General features: G+C 70.4%; 23 protein-coding genes and 1 pseudogene. 7 read left to right on the top strand and 17 right to left on the bottom strand.

Annotation, left to right across the window (positions count from 1 at the left end; translation table 11 throughout):
• Window position 1 precedes the first annotated feature (1 nt).
• From ACZ1HC_RS05760 to ACZ1HC_RS05750, 3 genes are read right to left on the bottom strand one after another with little or no spacing between them, the layout of a single operon-like run.
• Window positions 2-784 carry a putative hydro-lyase gene (locus ACZ1HC_RS05760; RefSeq protein ID WP_472699132.1) on the bottom strand — a complete coding sequence of 261 codons (783 nt, stop codon included), beginning with the start codon at window positions 782-784 and terminating at the stop codon, window positions 2-4.
• Window positions 784-1,551, bottom strand: a complete 768-nt coding sequence (locus ACZ1HC_RS05755) for a LamB/YcsF family protein (RefSeq protein ID WP_472699131.1) — start codon at window positions 1,549-1,551, stop codon at window positions 784-786. Before ACZ1HC_RS05755 ends, ACZ1HC_RS05760 begins: the two co-directional genes overlap by 1 nt.
• Window positions 1,552-1,561: 10 nt before the next feature.
• Window positions 1,562-2,755 (bottom strand): NRAMP family divalent metal transporter, encoded by a 1,194-nt coding sequence (locus ACZ1HC_RS05750; RefSeq protein ID WP_472699130.1) that lies wholly within the window; start codon window positions 2,753-2,755, stop codon window positions 1,562-1,564.
• Between the two features lie 270 nt (window positions 2,756-3,025).
• On the opposite strand from ACZ1HC_RS05750, the gene ACZ1HC_RS05745 reads away from it, so the two are divergent.
• Window positions 3,026-3,673, top strand: a complete 648-nt coding sequence (locus tag ACZ1HC_RS05745; protein WP_472699129.1) for a GntR family transcriptional regulator — start codon at window positions 3,026-3,028, stop codon at window positions 3,671-3,673.
• A gap of 10 nt (window positions 3,674-3,683) precedes the next feature.
• Here ACZ1HC_RS05745 and ACZ1HC_RS05740 read toward each other — a convergent pair whose 3' ends face one another.
• Window positions 3,684-4,796 (bottom strand): PAS-domain containing protein, encoded by a 1,113-nt coding sequence (locus ACZ1HC_RS05740; RefSeq protein WP_472699128.1) that lies wholly within the window; start codon window positions 4,794-4,796, stop codon window positions 3,684-3,686.
• A gap of 43 nt (window positions 4,797-4,839) precedes the next feature.
• Here ACZ1HC_RS05740 and ACZ1HC_RS05735 point away from each other — a divergent pair, with 43 nt between their 5' ends.
• Complete coding sequence (locus tag ACZ1HC_RS05735) at window positions 4,840-5,313, top strand: hypothetical protein (protein ID WP_472699127.1); 474 nt, start codon at window positions 4,840-4,842, stop codon at window positions 5,311-5,313.
• A 4-nt stretch (window positions 5,314-5,317) separates the two neighbouring features.
• Here ACZ1HC_RS05735 and ACZ1HC_RS05730 read toward each other — a convergent pair whose 3' ends face one another.
• On the bottom strand, window positions 5,318-6,625 hold the full coding sequence (locus tag ACZ1HC_RS05730) for an ActS/PrrB/RegB family redox-sensitive histidine kinase (RefSeq protein ID WP_472699126.1): 1,308 nt from the start codon (window positions 6,623-6,625) through the stop codon (window positions 5,318-5,320).
• Between the two features lie 86 nt (window positions 6,626-6,711).
• Between ACZ1HC_RS05730 and ACZ1HC_RS05725 the strand changes: the two genes are divergently transcribed.
• From ACZ1HC_RS05725 to ACZ1HC_RS05715, 3 genes are all read left to right on the top strand, one after another.
• Entirely contained in the window at window positions 6,712-7,341 is a 630-nt protein-coding gene (locus ACZ1HC_RS05725) for an SCO family protein (RefSeq protein WP_472699125.1), read from the top strand.
• A 67-nt stretch (window positions 7,342-7,408) separates the two neighbouring features.
• Window positions 7,409-7,969 carry an ActR/PrrA/RegA family redox response regulator transcription factor gene (locus tag ACZ1HC_RS05720; RefSeq protein ID WP_472699124.1) on the top strand — a complete coding sequence of 187 codons (561 nt, stop codon included), beginning with the start codon at window positions 7,409-7,411 and terminating at the stop codon, window positions 7,967-7,969.
• A gap of 78 nt (window positions 7,970-8,047) precedes the next feature.
• A complete protein-coding gene (locus tag ACZ1HC_RS05715; protein WP_472699123.1) occupies window positions 8,048-8,359 on the top strand; it encodes an H-NS histone family protein in 312 nt (103 codons plus the stop codon).
• A 43-nt stretch (window positions 8,360-8,402) separates the two neighbouring features.
• Here the strand turns inward: ACZ1HC_RS05715 and ACZ1HC_RS05710 are convergent.
• The 3 genes and pseudogenes from ACZ1HC_RS05710 to ACZ1HC_RS05700 form a co-directional block, all read right to left on the bottom strand.
• Window positions 8,403-9,012, bottom strand: a pseudogene (locus ACZ1HC_RS05710) (HD domain-containing protein).
• Window positions 9,013-9,018: 6 nt separating this feature from the next.
• Window positions 9,019-9,540, bottom strand: coding sequence for a protein-export chaperone SecB (secB, locus tag ACZ1HC_RS05705; RefSeq protein WP_472699122.1), 522 nt, complete (start codon window positions 9,538-9,540; stop codon window positions 9,019-9,021).
• Between the two features lie 58 nt (window positions 9,541-9,598).
• On the bottom strand, window positions 9,599-10,126 hold the full coding sequence (locus ACZ1HC_RS05700) for an FxsA family protein (RefSeq protein ID WP_472699121.1): 528 nt from the start codon (window positions 10,124-10,126) through the stop codon (window positions 9,599-9,601).
• Between the two features lie 106 nt (window positions 10,127-10,232).
• Between ACZ1HC_RS05700 and ACZ1HC_RS05695 the strand changes: the two genes are divergently transcribed.
• Both ACZ1HC_RS05695 and ACZ1HC_RS05690 read left to right on the top strand, forming a co-directional pair.
• Window positions 10,233-10,889: a Tim44/TimA family putative adaptor protein gene (locus tag ACZ1HC_RS05695; RefSeq protein ID WP_472699120.1), complete on the top strand. Its 657-nt coding sequence runs from the start codon at window positions 10,233-10,235 to the stop codon at window positions 10,887-10,889.
• Entirely contained in the window at window positions 10,889-11,476 is a 588-nt protein-coding gene (locus ACZ1HC_RS05690) for a Smr/MutS family protein (protein WP_472699119.1), read from the top strand. Before ACZ1HC_RS05695 ends, ACZ1HC_RS05690 begins: the two co-directional genes overlap by 1 nt.
• Window positions 11,477-11,506: 30 nt before the next feature.
• Here ACZ1HC_RS05690 and ACZ1HC_RS05685 read toward each other — a convergent pair whose 3' ends face one another.
• The 9 genes from ACZ1HC_RS05685 to tsaE all read right to left on the bottom strand — a co-directional run bounded on the left by ACZ1HC_RS05685 (window position 11,507) and on the right by tsaE (window position 23,743).
• Complete coding sequence (locus ACZ1HC_RS05685) at window positions 11,507-12,574, bottom strand: alpha/beta hydrolase (protein WP_472699118.1); 1,068 nt, start codon at window positions 12,572-12,574, stop codon at window positions 11,507-11,509.
• Window positions 12,575-12,668: 94 nt separating this feature from the next.
• Entirely contained in the window at window positions 12,669-12,845 is a 177-nt protein-coding gene (locus ACZ1HC_RS05680) for a PLD nuclease N-terminal domain-containing protein (protein ID WP_472699117.1), read from the bottom strand.
• Window positions 12,846-12,899: 54 nt separating this feature from the next.
• Entirely contained in the window at window positions 12,900-14,207 is a 1,308-nt protein-coding gene (gene hslU / locus ACZ1HC_RS05675; protein ID WP_472699116.1) for an ATP-dependent protease ATPase subunit HslU, read from the bottom strand.
• Between the two features lie 154 nt (window positions 14,208-14,361).
• Window positions 14,362-14,919, bottom strand: coding sequence for an ATP-dependent protease subunit HslV (hslV, locus tag ACZ1HC_RS05670; protein WP_472699115.1), 558 nt, complete (start codon window positions 14,917-14,919; stop codon window positions 14,362-14,364).
• 90 nt (window positions 14,920-15,009) lie between these two features.
• Window positions 15,010-15,330, bottom strand: a complete 321-nt coding sequence (trxA, locus tag ACZ1HC_RS05665) for a thioredoxin (RefSeq protein WP_472699114.1) — start codon at window positions 15,328-15,330, stop codon at window positions 15,010-15,012.
• A gap of 54 nt (window positions 15,331-15,384) precedes the next feature.
• A complete protein-coding gene (addA, locus tag ACZ1HC_RS05660; RefSeq protein ID WP_472699113.1) occupies window positions 15,385-18,756 on the bottom strand; it encodes a double-strand break repair helicase AddA in 3,372 nt (1,123 codons plus the stop codon).
• The gene (gene addB, locus ACZ1HC_RS05655; RefSeq protein ID WP_472699112.1) at window positions 18,749-21,694 is read right to left on the bottom strand and encodes a double-strand break repair protein AddB; all 2,946 of its coding nucleotides are present in this window, start codon (window positions 21,692-21,694) and stop codon (window positions 18,749-18,751) included. Before addB ends, addA begins: the two co-directional genes overlap by 8 nt.
• The gene (locus ACZ1HC_RS05650; RefSeq protein ID WP_472699111.1) at window positions 21,687-22,355 is read right to left on the bottom strand and encodes a nucleotidyltransferase family protein; all 669 of its coding nucleotides are present in this window, start codon (window positions 22,353-22,355) and stop codon (window positions 21,687-21,689) included. Before ACZ1HC_RS05650 ends, addB begins: the two co-directional genes overlap by 8 nt.
• A complete protein-coding gene (tsaE, locus tag ACZ1HC_RS05645) occupies window positions 22,343-23,743 on the bottom strand; it encodes a tRNA (adenosine(37)-N6)-threonylcarbamoyltransferase complex ATPase subunit type 1 TsaE (protein ID WP_472699110.1) in 1,401 nt (466 codons plus the stop codon). The genes ACZ1HC_RS05650 and tsaE overlap by 13 nt, the downstream gene beginning before the upstream one ends.
• Window positions 23,744-23,792 lie beyond the last annotated feature (49 nt).

Raw genomic sequence — 23,792 nt, 5'->3', positions numbered from 1 at the left:
CTCACACCTGCCAGTCGCTGTCGGGGATGTCGGTGATGAACATGTGCCCCGGCGCATGGGTGATGGCGAAGGGCGGCTTCGAGGCCATCACGGCCGCCTGCGGCGTCACCCCGCAGGCCCAGAAGACCGGCACCTCGCCCGGGCGGATCGGAACCGGATCGCCGAAATCCGGCCGCGACAGATCCGCGATTCCCAGCGCGCCGGGTTCGCCGACATGGACCGGCGCGCCGTGGACGGCCGGAAAGCGGCCCGAGATCATCGCCGCCTGCGCCACGCGGTCGGCCGGGATCGGTCGCATCGACACCACCAGCGGCCCGTGCAGGCGGCCCGCCGGCCGGCAGGCGCGGTTGGTCAGATACATCGGCACGTTGCAGCCCCGGGCGATGTGGCGGACCTCGATCCCGGCGGCCTGCAGGGGCGTCTCGAAGGTGAAGGAACAGCCGATCAGGAAGGCCGTCAGATCGGGGTGTTCGGCCCAGGCTTCGGTCGCATCCGGCGTTTCCTGAACCAGAATCCCGTCGCGCCACACGCGATAGAGCGGGATGTCGCTGCGCAGATCCGCGCCCGGCGCCAGCGCGGTGCGGTGGCTACCGGGATCGGTCACGTCCAGGACCGGGCAGGGCTTGGGATTGCGCTGCGCGTAAAGCAGGAAGTCCCAGGCCCAGTCGCGGGGCAGGGCGATCAGGTTGCACTGGGTGAAGCCCGGCGCCATCCCCGCGGTCGGGGTCACGGCGCGGCGGCAGACCAGCCGCGCGGCGGCGGCGGTTTCGGGATCGGGACCCATCAGCCGGCCGCCGTGAAGGGGGCGATGGCGATGCCGCCCGCGACCAGCGTTTCGCGGATGCGCCGCGCCATGTCCACGGCCCCGGCGCTGTCGCCATGCACGCAGATGCTGTCCGCACTCAGGCGCAGGCTGGACCCGTCGATCGCCTCGATCACGCCGTCGCCGGCCAGGCGCAGCATCCGGGCGGCGACGGCTTCGGCGTCGTGCAGCACCGCGCCGGGCTGGCGGCGCGAGACAAGCTGGCCGTCGGGCGCATAGGCGCGGTCGCCGAAGGCCTCGGCCACGGTGGCAAGACCGGCGTTGGCGGCGCGCGACAGGACCGGCGTGCCGGCCAGCCCCATCAGCACCAGCGCCGGGTCGATCTCGCGGATCGCGGCGATCACCGCATCGGCCTGACGCGCATCGGTAGCGATGGTGTTATAGAGCGCCCCGTGCGGCTTGACATAGGCGACGCGCGTGCCCGCGGCCCGGGCGATCCCCTGCAGGGCGCCGATCTGATAGATCACGTCGGCGGTCAGTTCCGCCGGGGTCACGTCCATCGCCCGGCGGCCGAAGCCCACCCGGTCGGGATAGGACACATGCGCCCCCACCGCCACCCCGCGCGCCGCCGCCGCCGTCACCGTCGCGCGGATGGTCAGCGGATCGCCCGCGTGAAAGCCGCAGGCGATGTTGGCGGAACTGACGATCTCCAGCATGGCCGGGTCGTCCCCCATGCTCCAGGCGCCGTAACCTTCGCCCAGGTCGCTGTTCAGGTCGATGGTCCGCATGGGTTTTCCCTCAAAGGTGCAGAAAGGCGAAAATGGCGCCGAAGGACTTGTAGCCCATGTACCAGGTCAGCGCACAGACGATCGCGCCAAGGCTCAGCAGCGCCCGGTTGTAGCGGTGCCCGCCCATCAGGTCGGGCCGCGCGAAGCCGACATAGGTGAAGATCGTCAGCCCGATCGGCAGGATCAGCCCGTTGAAGCCGCCCACGAAGACCAGAAGCGCGGCGGGCGCGGTGCCGATGGTGACGAAGACCGCCAGCGACAGCGCGATGAAGATCACCGTGGCAATGTTGCGGCTGCGGTCGGTCAGCGCGGTGAAGGCCACCAGGAAGCTGACCGAGGTATAGGCCGCGCCGATGACCGAGGTGATGGCCGCCGCCCACAGCACCACGCCGAAGATCCGCATCCCCCAGTTTCCCAGGCCGGCCGCAAAGGCCTGCGCCGCGGGGTTCGCGGCCTGGCTGGACAGATCCAGCGTCACGCCGGAGGCGACCACGCCCAGGATCGCTAGGAACAGCACGAAGCGCATCACCCCGGTAAGGGCGATCCCGGTCAGGGCGGCGCGGGTCACGGCGGCCAGGTTTCGCTCTCCGACCAGGCCCTTGTCCAGCAGGCGGTGGGCGCCGGAATAGGTGATGTAGCCGCCCACCGTGCCGCCGACGATGGTGGTGATGGTCGGAAAGTCGATCACCTCGGGCAGGACCACCTGGCGCAACGCCTCGCCCACCGGCGGGTTCGAGGTGACGGCGACGATCAGCGTCATGACGATCATCAGCAGCCCCAGCCCGATCAGCGACCGGTCCAGCAGCAGCCCCGCGCGCTTCGACAGGAACACCCCGATCGCCAGCAGCGCCGAGATCGCGCCGCCGATGCGCGGATCCAGCCCGAACATGGCGTTCATCCCCAGGCCGGCGCCAGCGATGTTGCCCACGTTGAAGGCCAGCCCGCCGACCATCACCAGCACCGCCAGCAGATAGCCCGCGCCGGGGATCGCGGCATTGGCGGTTTCCGCGGCGTTGCGCCCGGTCAGCGCGGTGATCCGCCAGATGTTCAGCTGCACCACGAAGTCGATCACGATCGAGGCCAGGATCGCGAAGGCGAAAGCCGCGCCCAGCGTGGCGGTGAAGGTCGCGGTCTGGGTGATGAAGCCCGGGCCGATGGCCGAGGTGGCCATCAGGAAGATCGCCGCCAGGAAGCCGCCCCGCAAGGAGGGGTTTCCGGAAGGGGAAGCGGGGAATGCAGTCATCCGGCAGGCTCCTGCGGCAAGGGGTGGGATGGTGAGGGTCGTGCGATTGGCCTCAGGGTGCTGGAGGGACCGCACCCTGTCAACGATTATGTGACAGAACGTCTTTAATTGTTGAACAATCAAGCAAGGATGGTCTGGCGTTCTTGATGCGGGAGTCGCGCAGCCCTGCGGTTTTGTGGCTTGCCTCGGCCGGGGACCGGCGCCAATCTCGGGCCGGAACAAGGACATGACATGGCCCACGATCCGGCGGGACTGGCCGAGGAAACGGCAACTCGATTGCGCGACGACATCATCGGCGGCGGGCTTGCGCCGGGGCAGCGGCTGTCGGAAACCCGGCTGGCCGCCGATCTGGGCGTGTCGCGCAACACGCTGCGCGAGGTGTTCCGCCTGCTGACCCGCGAGGGGCTGCTGAAGCACGAGCCGAATCGGGGGGTGTCGGTGACGGTGCCCTCGATGGCGGCGATCCTGGACATCTACCGCGTCCGCCGCCTGATCGAGGTTCCGGCCCTGGCCCAGGCCTGGCCGCGGCACGAGGCCGTGGCGCAGATGGCGGCGGCGGTGGACAAGGCCCGCCTGGCGCGCGAGGCGGAGGACTGGCGCAGCGTCGGCAGCGCCAACATGGAGTTCCACGCCGCCATCGTCGCCTTGACCGACAGCGCGCGCCTGCGGGCCTTCTTTGCCCAGATCGTCGCCGAACTGCGGCTGGCCTTCGGCTTGCTGGACAGCCCCGAACGGCTGCACGAACCCTATATCGACCGCAACGCCCAGATCCTGGCGCTGCTGACGCAAGGGCGGCAGGCCGACGCCTCGCGCTTGCTGGCCGATTACCTCGAGGAGTCCGAGCGGGCGATCCTGGCGGCCTTCGCCCGCCGGGGCTGAGGAAGCGGGCTCAGCCCAGGTTCGCCGCCAGCAGCGGCTGGCTGCTGTCCTGCTGGGCGGGATCGGGCAGGCGGAAGCGGACCATTTGCCGTCCGCCGGTCAGCCTGACCACCGACCAGCCCAGCAACTGGCCCTGCGGGCCGGCCATCAGGCCGCTGTCGCGCAGCCCGGCATCGGGCTGGGTCAGGCGGGCGCAAAGCGCCTCGGTCCCGGGGCCGGTTTCCGGCTGGTTCTGCCAGCAGCCCAGCGCGTGGCCCAGGCTGTCCGCGCCGGGCCACAGGTCGCGGAATGCGCGGTTCGACATGACGGCCTGCCCGCCGGGCGCGAAGACCGCCACCGCCTCGCCGATGTTGTCGAGGATCGCGTGGCCCAGCGTGAGTTCGGCGCGGAACTTGCGCGTCAGGCTCATCTCGGTGGTGATGTCCTCGAAAAGAAAGGCCACGGCGCCGTCGGGATGGGGGCGGCCGGTGACGCGATAGGTCTGGCCGCCGGGCAGGGACCATTCCTCGACATGGTGGCCGGTGGCGGCGGCGCTTTCCAGATTGCTCATCTGCTGGCGCCAGCTGCGGAAGTCCTTGGGCTCGGGCACCATCCGCAGCTCGCGCAGCTTGTCCAGCAGGTCGAACAGCGTCGGCCGCGCGGTCAGGAAGCCGGTCGGCAGGTTCGTCAGGTCGATCAGCGCCGGGTTGAACAGCTGCAGGTGCCGCTGCCGGTCGAAGATCGCCAGGCCGATGGGCAGGTCCGCGAAGGTCTTGGTCAGCGTCTGGACGAATTCGCGCAGGCTTCGTTCGGCCCGCACCGCGGCATCGGCGGGCAGGGCGAACATCATCACCTGGTCGCCGACGGGGTGGCTGTGGCAGTCGTACCAGAACACCGCCCCGTTCTGCGTCAGCGAGGCCCGCCGCGTCCGCGTCCCCGCGCCGGGGACCGGCCGGGGCGCGTCCAGAAGCCGGGGCAGCGGCCAGCCGATCGGTTCCTCCGACTGCCCCTCGGCCTTGCGCAGATAGGCGGCATTGGCCCAGGTGACGCGCTCTTCGGCGTCCTGCCGCCAGACCAGCATCGGCGTCTGGTCCAGCGAGCGGCGCAGCAGATCCAGCTCCTCCTCCATCGCCTGCTGGGACATCGAATCGACGACGATGCCGGCATATTCGGCCTGGGGGTCGGTGATGGTGATTCTGCAGCAGCCCCGGATCGACCTGTTCCACCTGCAGCCGCAGGGTGGCGCTGCCGGTGCCGGTCTGACCCAGACATTCGAACCGGCCCAGACGGTCGATCCGGGCCAGCCCCTCGATCGCGTCGGGAAAGCGCGGGCCGATCCATTGCAGAAGCCGCGCCCATTCATCCTCGGGCACCGAGATGCGGTCCAGAAGCGCCCGTGCCGGAGGCGTCGCGTCCACAAGCCGCTGGTTGCGATAGAGCAGCACCATCGGCTTGAGGCTGCCATCCAGGCCCTGCGGCAGGCGCGCGCCGCGCTGCCCGCGCCCGGCGGCGTCCCACCAGCGCACCAGCGCCATCGCCAGCAGGACCGACAGCGATCCCGCCAGCACCGCCAGCAGGACCAGCCCGATACCGTGGAGGATCATCCCAAGCTCCTTCGCGTTTGGACAACCATAGCGAGAGCAGCCTTAAGGAACAGTTAAAACGTCAGGGCAGCCAGACGGGATTGGCGCCCAGTGGCGCGCGGGCATCGGCCAGGATGCGGTCCAGCGGCCAGCGCACGGTGACGACCGCGCCCGGTCCGCCATTGGCAAAGCCAAGACGCGCCCCCGACCGTTCCAGCAGCGTCTTGGCGATGAACAGGCCCAGGCCCATCCCCTCGTATCCGTAGCGCTGCGCGCCGCGCCTGCTGGTCAGGTAGGGATCGCCGATCCGGGCCAGAAGCGCGGGCGGGTAGCCCGGCCCGTCGTCGCGGATCGTCACCGCCAGCCAGCCGTTGCCCAGCTGCGATTCGACGACCACCCGGCTGGCGGCGAAATCGACGGCGTTCTGGATCAGGTTGCGCAGCGCGTGGGTGATCGCGGGGTCGCGCCGGATGTCGGGGCCGCTGGCGCGGATCTCGACCACGGGGCCGCGCCCGGCATGGGGTTCGGCCGCGTCCTCGAGCACGGCCCGCAGGGGGGCGCTGCGCAGGTGCAGGTCGTCCTTGCCGGCCCGTCCCATGCTGCGCAGGATCTCTCCGCAGCGGACGGCCGAATCGCGCAGGGCGATGGCATCGGCGCGCAGGTCGGGCCGGTCGCGCAGTTCGTCGGCAAGTTCGGCCGCGATCAGCTTGATGGTGGCCAGGGGCGTGCCCATCTCGTGCGCGGCGGCGGCCACCACCCCGCCCAGGTGCTGCAGGCGCTGTTCGCGCGCCAGGGCCATCTGCGTGGCGAACAGCGCGTTCGAGGTCGCCTGAAGTTCCGCCGTGACGCGGTGGGCGTAGCCCGCGAAGAACACCACCCCGATCATCAGCGCCGTCCAGTGCCCCAGTGCCAGGATCGGCGACAGCATCAGTTCCCGACCCTGGCTGTCGCGCAGCGGCACCCCGAACAGCGAGGCCAGCGAGATCAGCACCATCGTCGCCAGCCCCAGGGCCACGATCTGGCGCGAGTTCAGCGTCGCCGCGGCTACCGTGACCGGCGCCAGGACCAGCAGGGCGAAGGGATTGGCCAGCCCCCCCGTCAGCGCCATCAGGGTCGAGATCTGGACCACGTCGAAGGACAGATGCACCACCGCCATCCGGGCCGAGGCGCGGCGGGGCGGCATCAGCCCCTCCCACAGGTTCATGGCGATGGCCGCGGCGATCAGCGCCAGGACCGGCGTCATGGGAAAGCGGATGCCCATGCCGTGCGCCACCACCACCGCGGCCATCTGCCCGGCGATGGCGAACCACCGCAGCAGCACCAGGGTGCGCATTCGGATCGGCTCGGCGGGGAAGGCGGGGCCCTCGGGGGTAAGGAAGGGATCGGGCATGGGGTCCGGGGTGCGACGATGCGCACCTTGATACGCGGGCCGGGATGGGCGATCAATGCGCCGCCTGCCGATGAAGGAGTCTGACCATGGCCGACCGCAAGATGCTGCTGATCGGAAGCGTTGCCGCCCTGGCCCTGCTGGGCGCCGGCGGCATCTTCCTGGCGGGCCGCGACGGCGGCGACCAGCTGGCGCAATGCCAGGGCGGGGCGGTGGCGGGCAGCATGGACAGCTTCGGCACCGACTTCACCCTGACCCGACAGGACGGTGCGCGCGTCACCGCCGAGCAGGTCTTCACCAAGCCCTCGCTTCTGTATTTCGGCTATACCTTCTGCCCCGATGTCTGCCCGCTCGACAGCGCCCGCAACGCCGAGGCGGCGGCGCTGCTGCAGGAACAGGGTACCGACGTGCAGACGGTCTTCGTCACCGTCGATCCCCGCCGCGACACGCCCGAGGCGCTGGCCGGCTTCACCAGCCAGTTTCCCGGCGAGATGATCGGCCTGACCGGATCCGAGGAGGAGATCGCCGCGGTGAACAGGGGCTGGCGCAATTACTACAAGGCCAATGACGAGGAGGACCAGGAATATTACCTCGTCGATCACATGACCAACACCTATCTGGTGATGCCCGGCAACCGGACCGTCGCCTTCTTCTCGCGCGAGACGGCGCCCGATGTCATGGCCGAACGTGTGGGCTGCTTCGTCGAGGCGCTAGGCTGAGAAACGATTGCCCCCCTGGCCGGCTTGCGGCACTGTTGCCGCCTATCGAAGCTGCGACAGGCGACAGATGCAAGACGACAGCCCCGACCGGTTGACCCCCGGCCCCGATCCCTCCCTGCTTCTGGTGGATGACGACGAGATCTTCGTGACCCGCCTGGCGCGCGCGATGGACAGGCGCGGCTTCGTGACCCGCACCGCCCTCGGCGTGGCCGAGGCCCTAGCGATGATCCGCAGCCAGCCCCCGGCCTATGCCGTGGTGGACCTGCGGCTCGAGGACGGCAACGGGCTGGACGTGGTCGAGGCGCTGCGCGACCTGCGCGAGGATGCCCGCATCATCGTGCTGACAGGTTACGGCGCCATCGCCACCGCGGTCGCGGCCGTGAAGATGGGCGCGACCGATTATCTGGCCAAGCCCGCGGATGCCGACGACGTGACCTCGGCGCTGCTGTCCGAGGGCGAGGCGCTGCCGCCGCCGCCCGACAATCCGATGTCGGCCGATCGCGTCAGATGGGAACATATCCAGCGGGTTTACGAACAATGCGATCGCAATGTCAGCGAAACGGCGCGCCGCCTGCATATGCACCGGCGGACATTGCAAAGAATACTGGCAAAACGCGGACCGCGATAACCGGATGAAACCATCTTGTAATTCAAAGGCAGTTGCATCAAATTGCTAAACAGCAATTAGAAGGTGGATGCAGACAAAATGAACTTTGATCTCGACAAGATGACGCTGAAGGAACTGCGTGATCTTCGGGCAAAACTGGATCGCGCGATCAATTCCTATGAGGACCGCAAGCGTCGCGAGGCCTTGGCGGCAATCGAGGAAGCGGCGCGCGAACACGGTTTCAATCTGACGGAACTGACCGGCGCGAAACCCCGCCGCCCGGGGACCGTGGCGCCGAAATACGCGAACCCCCAGGATCCGACGATGACCTGGACGGGCCGCGGCCGCAAACCCCGCTGGGTGCAGGAAAGCCTGGCCAGCGGCAAGGAACTGGACGACCTGCTGATCTGATCGCGTTTTCTTGCGAAAGGCCGCCTGCCCGGGGCGGCCTTTTTCATGCCGGTTGATCCTTGTCGCCCGTCAGCAGGCCGAAACGGTCCAGAAAGGCCGCCCGCGCCTCGGCCGGCGGGCGCAGCCGGATTTGCAATTCGGACATTATGGCATCGTTTTGCAGCGGGAAAAGGCGCCTCGCCTCGGATCTCGCCGAAGCCGGCAATTTGAACCGCCTCGAGCCGGGCCGAAATCCGGTCGGCGGCCTTGATTTTCTTCTTGATCGTCAGCGGCAAAACCGCGGGCAGACCGAAGCGCAGGTGAATGGCGGCGGCCAGCCTTTCGTCCATGCGCCCATATTCCGCGCCAAGCGCCGCCTTGACCGGAGAGATCATGTCGCCGATCACATATTCCGGCGCGTCGTGCAGCAGCGCCGCAAGCCGCCAGCGCGTCTCGATGCCGGGATGCAGGCGCCCCAGGATATCCTCGACCAGCAGGGAATGTTCGGCCACCGAATAGGGCCAGTCGCCCCGGGTCTGGCCGTTCCAGCGGGCGACGAAGGCTAGGCCATGCGCGATGTCGGTGATCTCGATGTCCAGCGGCGTCGGATCCAGCAGATCCAGCCGCCGGCCCGACAGCATCCGCTGCCAGGCGCGGCGCTGTCGGGTGGCCATGCCGCGTCAGGACAGGCGCTGCTGGTCCGCCGGGGCGGCCTGCTGCTGCTGCGCCTGGGCGCGCCGCGCCAGTTCCTGGCGATACAGCGCCACGAAATCCACCGGATCCATGTTGAACGGCGGGAACCCGCCGTCGCGCGTCACGTCCGAGATGATGCGCCGCACGAAGGGGAACAGCATCCGCGGGCATTCGATCATCAGGAAGGCGTGCATCTGTTCCTCCGGCACGCCCTCGATCAGGAACACCCCGCCATAATCCAGTTCGGCCAGGAACAGGGTCGTGTTGTCGTTCTTGTTGGTCGAGGTGACGCGGAACTTGGAGATCACCTCGTACTGGTTGTCCGCGGCGCGCTTGCGGGCGTCCAGGCTGACCTGGACGGTGATCTCGGGCTGGACCTCGCCCTGCGGGGCGCCCTTGGTGGCCACCGCGTTCTCGAAGGACAGGTCGCGGATATACTGGGCAAGGATCTGCATCCGCAGCTGGGGGGCGGCGGGCGCCGCGCCGTTGGTCGTGGTATCGTCGGCCATGAGTCTTCCCTTGTCGGATCGTTGTCGCGCCCGGTTCTAGCAGGCGCGGGCCGCTGTCTCAATGGCGCGTCCAGCCCGAACTGCCGCGCCGCGGAGGGCCGGGGTTGTCGATGTCCTCGGGCAGGTCCACGGGCGGGCGCCGCGGGCCGGGGCCCTCCTCGACGACGTAATCGGCGTCGATCACGCCATCCGCGTAAGGGGGCCGATAGGTTTCGCGCCGCGCCACATGGACGGTGCGGACCCGCATCCGCCGCCCCGCCTGGCGGATCAGCAGGTTGCGCAGCGGCGCGATCAGCAGCAGCAGCCCGATGGCGTCGCTCAGAAATCCGGGCACCATCAGCAGGACGCCCGCCAGGATCAGCATCATGCCATGCGCCAGCGGACGCGAGGGATCGCGCAGCTCGGCCAGGCTGCGCTGCGCCTGGGTCCAGGCTTGGCTGCCCTGGCTGCGGATCACCGCCAGGCCCAGCACGAAGGCCAGCACCACCAGGGCCAGGGTCGCCCAGACCCCGATCAGCCCTCCGACCTGGATGAACAGCGCGATCTCGACGATCGGCAGCGCCACGAACAGCCACAACAGCCACATGCGGATTCCCCCTCCGGGGCCGGGGATAACTGGACTTGCCCGGTCCCGCTCCCTACATAATGGCGCAGAGCGCAGATACCAGCCAAGACCACATGAGGCCGATCGCATGAACAATCCGCTGTTGCAGTTGCTTGTCCTGGCAGGGATCGCGATTTTCCTGATCCTGCGCCTGCGCAGCGTGCTGGGCACCCGCGGCGGTTACGAGCCTCCGCAGGTCGAGACGCCCGGCCCCTCGCGCCCCCGCTTCGACGTGATCGAGGGCCGGGCCGAGGAGGTGGATCACGACATCCTGGACCATGCCGAGGCAGGCAGCCCGACGGCCAAGGCGCTGGCGGCCATGAAGGCGGTCGAGCCGTCCTTCGGCGTGATGGACTTCCTGAACGGCGCCAAGGCGGCCTACGAGATGATCCTGATGGCCTTCGAGCGCGGCGACCTGTCCGAGGTGCGCGCCTTCCTGTCCGATCCCGTGGCCGAGGCCTTCCAGTCGGTCATCGACGCCCGCGCCGCGCAGGGCCAGACGGTGACGGCCCAGTACATCGGGACGCGCGAAACCGCGCTGGCCGGGGCGCAATACGATCCCGCGACCGGCATGGCCGAACTGACCGTGCGCTTCGTGGGCGAACTGATCGCCGCGACGCGCGACGCGCAGGGCAACGTGGTCGAGGGCGATCCCAAGGCCCCGCGCAAGCAGCGCGACATCTGGACCTTCGCCCGGGTCATGGGTCAGGACGACCCGAACTGGCAGCTTGTCGCGACCGGCTGATGGGCCGCAGCCGGGGCCTGACCCCCGAAGACTGGGAACTGTGGTCGCGCATCGCCCGCACCGCCATCCCCCTGCACCCGGACCGGCCGAAGCCGGCCGAGCCCGGCCTGCGCGCCGCGCCGAAACCGGTGGCGCCGGTGGCGCCGCTGGCCCCCTTCAGCATCGGGCAGGCCGCCAATGCCCGCCCCGCGGCGGTCGTCATGCCGCATCTTGCGACCCCCGCGCAGCGCCTGTCCCAGCAGCCGCTGCGGATGGACCACAAGATCCACCGCCGCATGGCCCAGGGCAAGCTGGCGCCCGAGGCGCGGCTGGATCTGCACGGCATGACGCTGGCCGTGGCCCATCCCCAGCTGATCCGCTTCATCCTGTCGTGCCACGACAACGGCCACCGTCTGGTGCTGGTCATCACCGGCAAGGGCAAGGGCGATCACGGTCCCCTGCCGACCCGTCCCGGCGCGCTGCGCCACCAGGTGCCGCACTGGCTGCACATGCCGCCGCTGAACCAGGTCGTCCAGCAGGTTGCCCCGGCGCATCACCGCCACGGCGGCGAGGGCGCCTATTACGTCTATCTGCGCCGCAAGCCCTAGCCGGGCCCGGCCCGGCAGCCGGGTTGGGGCTTAGAAGGCCGGGGACAGCACCACCTCGACCGCTTGTTCGACCCGGCTGACCGCGCCGCCGATCACGCCGGGGCTGGCGCCGCCTTCGTCGGGCAGGATCCGGTCAAGGCTTCGCATCCGGGCCAGGATCTGCTGCAGGGCGGGGGAATCGGCCAGGTTGAAGTGGCCCAGCCCGGTGTCGAAGGCCCGCGTGTCCACCACGATCACGTCCAGATCGGCGACCGGGGCGGCATTGGGGATGTTGCCCAGCCGCAGCGGCTCGTCCGAGATCAGCGCGGACAGTTGCAGCACCCGGTCGCCGGGCGAGGTCATGATGACGAAGGGCTGCGGCAGCGGGCCGATGGCGCGGACCTGCGCGCGGAACAGCCGCAGATCCAGGTCGGGCGAGATCAGCACCACCCCCTCGATCTGCTCGATCAGGTCGCGTCGGCCCTCCAGCGCCATCTGGCGCAGCGCCTCCATCAGCAGCAGGCTGCCCATCGAATGGGCCATCAGCACGATCTTGCCCCGGCCCTGCGTCCGGGTCAGCGTCTCGATGGTCTGCACCAGCCCGTCCCGCGAATACAGCGCCGCGTCCCGGTCGCCCGCATAGGCATAGGGCTTCATCCGCGACGGCCAGGAAAAATGCGCGTGGATGCCCTGCAACTGCAGGTCGTGGGCCAGTTGCGCGGTGCGATAGACGCCCTCGGCGAAGCTGTAGTTGTAGCCATGCACGAACAGGACGATGTCGCGATCATCCGGGGCGCGGCCCGCGAGGTCGTCTGCGATCGCGCGCCGGAAGGCGCGGGCATCGGCCAGACGCCCGCCGCCCGTGACCAGGAACTGCCGGTCGGGGTCGGCGCCGGGCCGGGGATAGGCCAGGCGGCCCGGGGCGCGGTCGGGCGGAACCGAGACGTCGATGCGCGAGAACCAGGGCCGCACCAGATGCTGGCCCGAGACGCTGCGCTGCGACGCGATCCAGACGGTTTCGCTGGCGGGCGCCTGATAGTCCGGGGGCGCCAGCACCAGCGCGCCGCGCGGAGAACAGGCCGCCAGGAACAGGAAAAGACAAAGGAAAAGCGGCCGCAAGCGTCACCTGCAGGGAAACGGTTGCGGTCAGGCTGTCAGAAAACGGCCGGCGCTGCCAGACCTGGCGTCGCCCCACCAGGCCGCATCGCGCCTTCTAGCTGTAACGCGCCTTCGGTCCCATGAAATACCAGATGATCAGCCCGACCACCGGAAGAATCGCGATCAGCGCGATCCACAGGATCTTGGTCCCCATGCTGGCATTGGTGTTGATGACCGAGGCGATCGCCCAGACATCCAGCACGAAGATGATGATCCCGAAGACGTATCCCATGAGCGGGCCCCCTGTGTTCCGGGGGCCAACCCGGAAGCTTGCGCGCCGGTTCCGTCACAGCACATAGCGCGACAGGTCGGTGGACCGCGCCAGATCGCCCAGGTGGCGTTCCACATAGGCCGCATCCACCTGCACCGTCTCGCCGTCCTGGTCGGGGGCGCTGAAGGACAGCTCCTCGAAGACGCGTTCGATGACCGTGTAAAGGCGGCGCGCGCCGATGTTCTCGATCGAGGCGTTGACCTCGGCGGCGATCCGCGCCAGGGCGGCGATGCCGTCGTCGGCAAAGGCCACCGTGACGCCCTCGGTCGCCATCAGCGCGGTGTATTGCCGCGTCAGGGCGTTGTCGGTCTCGGTCAGGATGCGGATGAAGTCTTCCTCCGTCAGCGCGCGCAGTTCCACGCGGATCGGCAGGCGGCCCTGCAATTCGGGCAGAAGGTCGCTGGGCTTGGCGACGTGGAAGGCGCCCGAGGCGATGAACAGGATGTGGTCGGTCTTGACGGGGCCGTATTTGGTGCTGACGGTCGTGCCCTCGATCAGGGGCAGCAGGTCGCGCTGCACGCCCTCGCGGCTGATGTCGCCGCCGCGGGCATCGGCGCGGGCGCAGACCTTGTCGATCTCGTCGATGAAGACGATGCCGTTCTGCTGCACGCCCTCGAGCGCGGCGGCCTTCACCGCGTCGTCGTCCAGAAGCTTGTCGGCTTCCTCGGCGATCAGCAGGTCATAGCTTTCCGCAACCGTCATCTTGCGCCGCACCCGGCGGCCGCCGAAGGCCTTCATCAGCCCCGAGAGATCCATCATCCCGCCTAGGGACTGGCCCGGCTGGCCGGGGATCTCCATCGCGCCGAAGGGGTTGGAACTGTCCTGAACCTCAAGCTCGATCTGGGTTTCGTCCAGTTCGCCGCGCTTCAGCTTGTCGCGGAACATCTGCCGGGTGCCGTCGCGGGCATCCTTTCCGGCCAGCGCCTCGATCACGCGGTCCTCGGCGGACTTGTGGGCGCGGGCCTTCACCGCCTCGCGCATCCGCTCGCGGGTGTCGATCATCGCGGCGTCGGTCAGGTCGCGGATGATCTGTTCCACGTCGCGCCCGACATAGCCCACCTCGGTGAACTTGGTGGCCTCGACCTTGATGAAGGGGGCGTTGGCCAGTTTCGCAAGACGGCGGCTGATCTCGGTCTTGCCGACGCCGGTGGGGCCGATCATCAGGATGTTCTTGGGATAGACCTCGTCGCGCAGGTCGTCGCCCAGCTGCTTGCGCCGCCAGCGGTTGCGCAGGGCCACCGCGACGGCGCGCTTGGCCTCTTTCTGGCCGATGATGAAGCGATCCAGTTCGGATACGATTTCGCGCGGTGTGAGGTCGGTCATGGGTCTGCCTTCTTTCGGTTCCTGCCCAGATAGCGAGGCGCGGCCGGATTTTGAAGGGCTGCGCCGGCGGCCCGCCGGGCCGGGGGGCGGCGCGGCAGGCTGCCGGCCCGGGCACGGACGCCGCAGGCCGGGCCTTGCGGCGCCGCGCCCGGGGTCAGCCTTCCAGCACCTCGACCGTCAGGTTGCCGTTGGTATAGACGCAGATGTCGGCGGCGATGGCCATGGCCTTGCGCGCCACGGCTTCGGCGTCGAGGTCGCTTTCCAGAAGGCCCCGGGCGGCGGCCAGGGCGAAGTTGCCGCCCGATCCGATGGCGGCCACGTCGTGTTCGGGTTCCAGCACGTCGCCCGCGCCGGTGACGACCAGGACATCGCGCCCGTCGGTCACGATCAGCATCGCCTCGAGGTTGCGCAGGTACTTGTCCATGCGCCAGTCCTTGGCCAGATCCACGCAGGCGCGCTGCAATTGGCCGGGGGCGGCTTCAAGCTTCTTTTCCAGCCGTTCCAGCAGGGTGAAGGCATCGGCGGTCGATCCCGCGAAGCCCACCACCACGTCGCGTCCGCCCGGCGACAGCCTGCGGACCTTGCGGGCCGTGCCCTTCATCACCGTCTGGCCGACGCTGACCTGCCCATCGCCCGCGACCACCACCTTGCCGCCGCGCCGCACCGCCAGGATGGTGGTGCCGTGCCAGCCGGGAAATCTGTCGTCCATCATGGGGGTCTCCGTCGCGGGTCTTGGGTCGGGGTCTTCAACGAAAAGGGGCGGCCGGCCGCCCGCCGCCGCCCCCTGTGGCACAGGGCTGGATCAGATCGAGCCGTCGATCCAGCTTTTCAGCGCCGCCTTGGGCGCGGCGCCCATGCGGTTGGACACGACCTGCCCGCCCTTGAACAGAAACAGCGCCGGGATCCCCCGCACGCCAAGCGCCGCGGCCTGTTCGGGGTTTTCGTCCACGTTGACCTTCACGATCTTCACGCGGCCCGCATATTCGTCCGAAAGTTCTTCCAGCGCCGGCCCGATCTGCTTGCAGGGGCCGCACCATTCGGCCCAGAAGTCCACCACGACCGGGGTTTCGGCCTGACGGACCTCGGTGTCGAACTGCTTGTCGTTGACGTGAACGGTGGCCATTCTGTCGCTCCTTCATGGGATGCCGGCGCAATCCGGCGAAAGCTTGCCCTAGAGCTATGAAGCGAGGGCGCGGCGGTCAAGGGCGGCCATGACCTCGTCCAGGACCGCATCGGGAATGGGCATCAGCGCGCGGGCGGCGGTCCACAGCACCGCCACGCGCACCGGACGGCCGGGCCAGATCATCCGCAGCGCGGCGCGATAGGCGGCCATCTGGCGCAGGATCCCCTCGGGGGTGTCCTCGGGGCGGTCGGGGACGATGCTGTTCGACTTGTAGTCCACCGCCAGGATCTCGTGGTCCGAGACGATCAGCCGGTCCACCGCGCCGCGGACCATGCCCAGCCCCGGCAGGGGCGCCGTCAGCCCGACCTCGGGCAGGATCTGCGCGCCGGGGGCGGGGGTCATGACCTCGGCCAGGGCCGGGGCGGCGATGACGGCCTGCGCCTCTGACAGAAGATCGGCAAGCTCGGCCGCGCCGGGCAGGCCGCCCTCGGCCCCGGCCAGCAGGGCGCGGGCGCGGGCCGGCCAGTCGGCGGGCGGCACCGCGGGCAGCCGTTCCAGCAGCAGGTGCAGCCGCGTGCCGCGCAGCATGGCCGCGTCGGGGTCGCCCTCGCCCTCGCCGCCCGCGATCACCTTGGCGCCCCCCAGCCCCGTCGCCGCCATCGCCCGGTTGCGCGGCGGCGCGGCAGGGGCGAGCCGGTCGGCCCAGGCGGGCGGGCGGACGGCGGCCGGGGCCTTGCGGTCCAGGCTGACCGGCAGATCGGGCCAGTCGCCGAAGGAGAGGCGCTGCGCCGGGCCGATGCCGTCGATCTCGATGGCCGAGCGGGTCAGGGCACAGCGTTCGGCGCCGGTGCAGATCATGGAATGCCAGGATTCCAGCCCCGATCCGCAGTCGCCCGCCGCCGCGACGATCAGCCAGCTTTCCGCGCGCGTCATGGCGACGTAAAGCAGCCGCCGCCGTTCCTGTTCCTGGCGCATCTCGTGGTCGGCCACGGCCTGGGCCACGGGATCGGGGCGTTCGGCCGCGGCGCCGCGCCAGGCGGGCCTGTCGTCCAGCCGGATCAGCGGCTGGCTGCGCCCGGACCGGCGCTTGCGGGTTTCGGGCAGGATCACCACCGGGCTTTCCAAGCCCTTCGAGCCATGCACGGTCATCACCCGGATCAGCCCGCCCCCCTCGCCGGGAAGCTGGCGCTTGACCTGCACATCGTCGCGGCCCAGCCAGACCAGGAAGCCGGTCAGCGACGGGGTTTCGACGGAATCGTAGGCAAGCGCCTGGGACAGCAGCTCGTCGATGCCGTCCTCGGCCTCGGGCCCCAGCCGGGCCAGCAGCGCCGCCCGGCCCCCGTGGCGCACCAGCAGCCGCGAGATCAGTTCGTAGGGGCGCAGCTGGTCGGCCCGGCTCATCAGGTCGTTCAGCACCTCGTAGGCCAGGCGGTGCGGCGAGACGCGCAACCGTTCCCACAGGTATTGCCGGCCCCGGCCCGCGGCCAGTCGGTAAAGGTCGTCCTCGGTCAGCCCGAACAGGGGGGATCGCAGGATGGCGGCCAGGCACAGGTCGTCTTCCGGGGTAGAGACCACAGCCAGCGTCGCGGTGATGTCGCGCACGGCCAGTTCGGCCGCCAGCTTCAGCCGGTCGGCGCCCGCCACCGGCAGGTCAGCCGCCTTCAGTTCCCGGATCAGGTCGTCGAACAGCCCCGCCCGCCGCTGCACCAGGATCTGGATGTCCCCCGGCCCGATGGCGCGGATCTGCCCGGTCTTGGCGTCCTGGATGGGCGTGCCGATGATGGCCTTGACCTGGCGCGCGACGGCGCGGGCCAGTTGCGTGTCGGCCGCGTTCTCGGCCGGGGCATCGACGGGCGTGGTCCAGTCGCCGCGGTCGGGCTTTTCGGGCTCGGGCAGGGGCGGCCAGATGTCCACGCGGCCGGGCAGGCCGTCGCGGAAGGCGACGTGGCGGGGCGGATCGCCCAGGCCCTCGGCCGCGTCGCCCTGAAAGACGGTATCGACCAGCGACAGGATCGCGGGCGAGGACCGGAAGGAATGGGCCAGCCCGCGCTGCTGCATGGGCTGGCCGACGGCCTCGAAATCCCGGCGGAAGCGGTCGCGGACCGATTCGAACACGGCGATGTCGGCGCCCTGGAAGGAATAGATCGACTGCTTGGGATCGCCCACCACGAACAGCGTGCGGTGCCGGTCGTGCGCGCCCTGGCCGCTGGTGAATTCGCCGGTCAGCCGGCGGATCACGCGCCACTGGTCGGGGCTGGTGTCCTGCGCCTCGTCCACCAGGATATGGTCGATGCCGCCGTCCAGCCGCCACAGCACCCATTGCGCCATGCTGGAATCCTCGAGCAGGTCGGCGGTGCGGCGGATCAGGTCGTCGAAATCCAGCCAGCCCTGCGCCGACTTCTCGATGGCCAGGCGGCGGGTGAAGTGATGGGCGAAGCGGTGCAGCGCCAGCGTCTTTTCCACAAGCTCCAGCCCCAGGACCAGCGGCCGGGTCTCGGCCACGCGGGTCATCAGGTCGTCCAGCTGCGGCATGAAGGGCGCGCAAAGGCCCTGGCGCAGCGCCTTGGTGGGGATGTCGCCGATCTTGGGGCCGAAGGGGGTTCTGGCCGTCGCGCCGAACAGCAGGCATCTGCACAGGAAATGCACCTCGGCCAGCCCCGGAGCGCGCCAGTCGCCGCGGGCCAGCTGGTCGGCCAGCTTGCAGTCCTTGGCGCCGCTGCGCGACAGGATCGGCAGCAGGGCGTCGAACAGATCCGCCTCGGTCCCGTCGAAGACGCGGCCCAGCAGCGCCGCCCGGTCCAGCCCGGCCGGCAGGCCCAGGGACCGCCAGACGGGCGCGGGATCGGGTTCTTGCGGAAAGTCCGCCTCGGCCAGCCCGGCCAGAAAGCCGTCCAGGTCGTCGCCCGAGACGAGCGCGGTCAGGTCGCGGATCGCCGGATCGTCGCCCGCGGCCATCTGGTCCAGGATCTGCGCGCGCAGCACCTTGGCCGACCGGTCGTCCAGTTCGCGAAATCCCATCGGCACGCCCGCTTCCAGCGGAAAGCGCCGCAGCAGCGCCGCGCAGAAGTTGTGGATGGTCTGCACCTTCAGCCCGCCCGGAGTCTCGATGGCGCAGGCGAACAGGCGCCGCGCCTCGGCCAGGTCGGGTTCGCCCGCCTCGCCCAGTTCGGCCAGTTCGGCGCGCAGCCGCGGCTCGGGCAGCATCGCCCACTGGCCCAGCCGGCGCAGCAGGCGGTTCTGCATCTCGGTCGCGGCGGCCTTGGTATAGGTCAGGCACAGGATGCGTTCCGGCGCGGTCCCGGCCAGCAGCAGCCGCGCCACGCGGTCGGTCAGCACACGGGTCTTGCCCGACCCGGCATTGGCGGTCAGCCAGGTGGACCGCCGGGGATCGGCCGCGGCGATCTGGTTCAGGCTGGCTTCATTCATGGTCGCCCACCGTCTGCACATGGGGCGCGTCGGCCAGCGACCATTCGCCGAACCGCGCCAGGTGGTCGTAATCGCCCGCATAGCTGGTCTGCTCGGGCGCGCGCATCGAGGTGAAGCCGGTCTTCCCCGACAGATAGGCCGAGACCAGCCGCAGGAAGCCCGCCCAGTTCTCGTCCTCGAGCGCGGGGGAGTAATCGCGGTCGTGGGTCTCGCCCTCGCCGCCCAGGTGGATATAGCGGATGGCCGCGACATCGGCGGGACCGATCGCGTCGAAGCCGCCGCGCCGGACCATCGCGGCTTCCAGGATCAGCTGCTTTTCGAAGGCGGCGATCTGCTTGTCGGTGGGCGGGGTGCCGGACTTGTAGTCATAGACCACCACCCGGCCGTCATGCAGCAGGTCGATCCGGTCGGGCTTGGCCGTCAGGATGAAGTCCATCCCCGCAAGCGCGACCTTGCCGCGCTTCTCGATCACCACGGGGCGGCCCTCGGCCAAGCGGGCCAGTTCGTCGGCCACGATCCGGTCGGCGATGCGTTCCATGCGCGCGGCCCAGAAGGCGCGGGTCGCGGGCCAGGGCACCTGCCGGGCCAGCACCTTGGCGGTGGTCGCCAGGAAGCGCGCCTTCAGCGCCTCGAAGCCGATGCCCGGTTCGGGGCGGGTGTCCAGCCAGGCCTCGACGATGGAATGCAGCGTCTGGCCGCGCAGCGCGGCGTCGGGCTCGGGGCGCAGCGCGGGCAGCGGGCGCAGGTCCAGGACGCGCTTGGCATAGACCGCGTAAGGGTCGCGGATCAGCAGCGAGACATCGGTGACCGGCAGTTCCCGGAAGGGCGGCGCCGGCGGGACAGGCGCGGGCCGGGCCGCGGGCGGCACCGGGCGGGCGGGGCGCGAGACCGCGCCTGCCAGGGCCAGCCAGGCCTCGCCGCGCGCCCGCATCGCCGCAAGCGCCTGGGGGCCGTTGCGCTCGGGCAGGCCGCCCATCAGGTTCGTCAGCCGGTTCAGCCAGCGCGACGGGATGGTTTCGGCCTCGGCGTCGCGGCGGGCGCGGGTCAGGATCACCCGTTCGATTCCCATCGCCTGCTGGAAGTCGTGCGCGGCCAGGCCGATCTGGCGTTCGGGCAGCGGCAGCCCGGCCGCCAGACGCATCTGCCGCGACAGCCAGGGGTCGGGCTTCAGCTGCTGGGGCCAGCCGCCCTCGTTCAGGCCGGACAGGATGACCAGGCCATCGCCGATGATCCGCGCCTCGCGCGGGCCGCGGATGTGCAGGTAATGGGCGTCCCCCTCGATCCGCACGGATTGCTGGTGCAGCTCGTCCAGCAGCAGGGCGCAGAAATCCTGCGCGCCCAGATCCGGACCCTGGCCCGCGTGTTCGGCCAGATGATCCACCGTCGAGCGCAGAAGCGCCCCTTCGCGGTCCTGCCACAGCCGCGATGCGGCCGGATCGCCGCCCGGGCCGGCGGCAAGCGCCTCGGCCAGGGCGATCAGGTCGCGCAACCGGTCCGGCAGCGGCCGCGGCGCGCGGTCGCCCGCCAGCGGGGTGATGCGGTCCAGAAGGCCCGCCAGCCAGGCGGCCCAGATCTTGCGCAGCGGATCGCCCTTGGTCCCCCAGACGCGCAGGCAATCGCCGTCGGGGAAGGCCGGGCCGTTGCGGCGCAGTTCTAGTTCAAGGTCGCGCGCCAGGCGGCGGGCGTCGTTCGCTCCCACCAGCGGCGATCCGGTCAGGCCCAGAGGGTGCTTGAGAAGGATCAGCAGGCGGTCGATGCCCAGCGCCTCGCCGAAGAGGGCGGCGATGTGGCGCATGAACAGCCCGTGGCCGGTCAGCGACAGGGGCTGGCCCGCGCTTTCGTCGGGACACAGCCGCCAGCGGTCGAGCGCGGCGTTGACCCGCCGGATCAGGTTGCCGTCGGCCGCCACCAGCGTCGTCGGGACATGGCGTTCGGCGGCGTCGCGCAGGATCAGGGCGATCACCTCGGCCTCTTGCCCCGGCTGGTCGGTCTCGATCAGGGTCAGCCCCTCGGTGGGGGCGATCAGGTCGGGCAGGCGCGGGCCTTCGGCGATCCACTGGTCGGTGACGGGGGCGGGCCGCAGCGCCAGCGACACCAGCCGGTTGCGGGCGGGGGCAGGGGGCGGCGTGCCGGTCCAGCGGGCGGGGCGGCCCAGCTTGCGCACCAGCGGGGCGAAGCGGGCTTGGGGATGATCCTCGGCCGTGTGGTCCAGCCCGTCCCAGACCGATTGCGGCTGGTCGAAGTCGAAGCCCGGCAGCACCACCGCGCCCTCGGGCAGTTGCGCCACCGCCTCCATGAACAGCCGCGTGGCGCCGTGCGATCCGGTGGAGCCGACGACGATCACCGGCCCCTCGGGCAGGTTCAGGCCCCTGGACCAGTCGTCGCAGAGGATCTCCGACGCAAGCCGCTGCCGGGCGGCGCGGTCGGCGGGCGGGCCTTGCAGGTGGAAGCGGGTGGCGATGCGCAGGAAGGCCAGCGCGTTCTGCCAGTGGCGGGCGTGATCGCCGGTGTCGATGTCTTCCAGCGCTTCGGGGCCCAGCCCCTCGGTCTGCATTTCCTGCATCAGGTCGGCCAGAGACCGGGCCAGCGCCGCGATCGAATGGCCCGAGGCGAGGTCGGGCCGGGTCTTCAGCAGGCCCGCCACCAGCCGCGCCAGATGCAGCCGCCGCGCCAGGGGCGAGGCCTCGGCCTGGTCGGCGATCCCGGGGGCTTCCAGGTTGGTGACCGGCAGCAGGCGCGGCAGCAGCAGCGGCCCGCGCAGGTCGAAGGCGCATTGCAGTTCGGCCAGCGTCCGCGAAGCGTTGCCATAGATCGTGACGCGGGCCATCGCCTCGGGCGGCTGGCCGGCCATGCGGTCCAGGAAGCCCGCCACGAATTCACGGGCGAAATCGACGCCGGGCGGCAGGGCGTAGAGGCCGCGGAAACGGGGCTCAGCCATCCAGCAGCGCCTCGGCCAGGGGGATCGCCTGCGGATATCCCAGGTCGCACCAGCCGCCGGGATGGACGATCCCGAAGGCCCGGCCGTCTGCGATCAGCAGATCCCACAGCCGGTTCAGCGAAAACACCGGATCGGGGATCCGGGCCAGCCGGTCGGGGCGGATGATCTGCGCCCCGCCATAGACGAAATCGCCCCTGCGGCTGATGCGCCCCCTTGCGTCCAGCGAGAAGTCGCCCGCCCCCTGCCGCGCCTCGGCCCGTGCCATCGGCAGCAGCATCAGCAGCGCGTCCATGTCGTCGCGCCAGGCGGCGTCCAGCGCGGCCAGCGGGTTCGGCCCGGTCCAGACCACGTCGGGGTTCAGCGTCATCACCGGCCCCGGCCCCAGCAGCGGCAGCGCCCGGCGCAGCCCGCCGCCGGTTTCCAGCAGCCTTTCCGCCTCGTGGCTGATCGCCACGTCCTGCCCGGCCAGGTGATCGGCGATCCGCTCGCCCAGGTAATGCGTGTTCACGACGATCGGCCCCGCCCCCGCCTTGCGGCCCAGATCCAGCGCGCGGTCCAGCAGAGTCCGGCCGCCCACGGCGATCAGGGGCTTGGGCAGGGTGTCGGTCAGCGGGCGCATCCGCGTGCCCAGGCCCGCGGCGAAGATCATCAGCGGGCGCATCGGGCGCGGATCCTTTCGATGACGGCGGGCTCGGGGGCGGGCAGGGCGGCGACCGCCCCGGCCAGGGGCGCAAGCGCCGGATGCGCCAGGTTGCGCCGGACATGGCCCCAGACGCGCGGCATGAAGTCCAGATAGCGCGGCTTGCCGTCGCGGATGCACAGGCGGGTGAAGATCCCCAGGATCCGCAGGTTCCGCTGCGCCCCCAGCAGCGCATAGGCGGCGCGGAAGCGGGCTTCCTCCAGCCCGCTTGCCGCCAGATAGCGGCGGATGCAGGCCTCCTCGACCGCCGGGTCCACGTCGCGGCGCGCATCCTGCAGGGCCGAGACCAGATCATAGGCGGGATGGCAGGCCACGGCGTCCTGATAGTCGATCAGGCCCAGGGGCGCGTCGCCGCGCCAGATCAGGTTTTCGGCGTGGAAATCGCGCAGCGACAGCACCGGGGGCAGATCGGCGGCCAGTTCCGCGTGCAGGCGGGCGACCAGCGGCGCGATGTCCTTGCCGCCCGCGGCGCCTGCCGCCTGCGGATAATGGTCGGCGAACAGCCCGACCTGATCGGCCAGGGCGGGTCCGTCCAGAAGGGGCACGGCATCGGGAACCGGATGGCGGTGCAGTTCGACCAGCATATCCGTGATCCGCTGGTAGACCGGCCCGGTCATCGCCGGATCGCGTTCCAGCACGCGGGCCACCAGATCGTCGCCCAGATCCTCGACCAGCAGCAGGCCGGCCTGGATGTCGCGCGCCAGGATCGCCGGGGCGCCGAAGCCGCGGCCGCGCAGCCAGTCGGTCATGGCCACGAAGGGCCCGCAGGCCCCCGAGGGATCGTCCATCAGCACCGCGCTGCCCTTCGCCCCCGTCAGCCGGAAATAGCGCCGGGCCGAGGCGTCGCCGGCCAGCGGCACCACCCGCGCCTCGCCCCAGCCCGCCTGTGCCACGAAGGCCGCGCGCGCCGCGATGCGCGCGGCTTCCGGCGCCACCAGCGTGATCCGGCGCAGGGCGGGATCGGTATGCGCGGCAATCGCCAGGGTGATGGCGCCTTCCGGCAGGCGGTCCAGCCGGTCGGGCCATTCGATCAGGCAGATGGCGTCGGACAGCGCCTCGTCCAGCCCCAGTTCGGCCAGTTCCGAAGCATCGCCCAGGCGGTACAGGTCCGCGTGCCAGATCTCGGTGCCCAGCGGATCGTCATAGGTCTGGACCAGCGTGAAGGTGGGGCTTGGCACGTCCTCGGCCGCCTCGCCCTGGCGGGCGCGGATGAAGGCGCGGGCGAAATGGGTCTTGCCCGCCCCCACCGGCCCGTCCAGCAGGATCGTCTGGCCGGGCCGCAGCGTGGCGGCCAGCATCCGCGCCAGGGCGGCGGTCAGGGTCTCGTCGGCAATCAGTCGCGTCGTCATGAGGCTGTTCTAGCGCCTTCGGCGCGCGGGGGGAACCATCCGTGAACGC

The organism is Paracoccus sp. BR5-17 (genome assembly GCF_055693925.1).
This window is presented reverse-complemented; position numbering and strand designations above follow the sequence as displayed.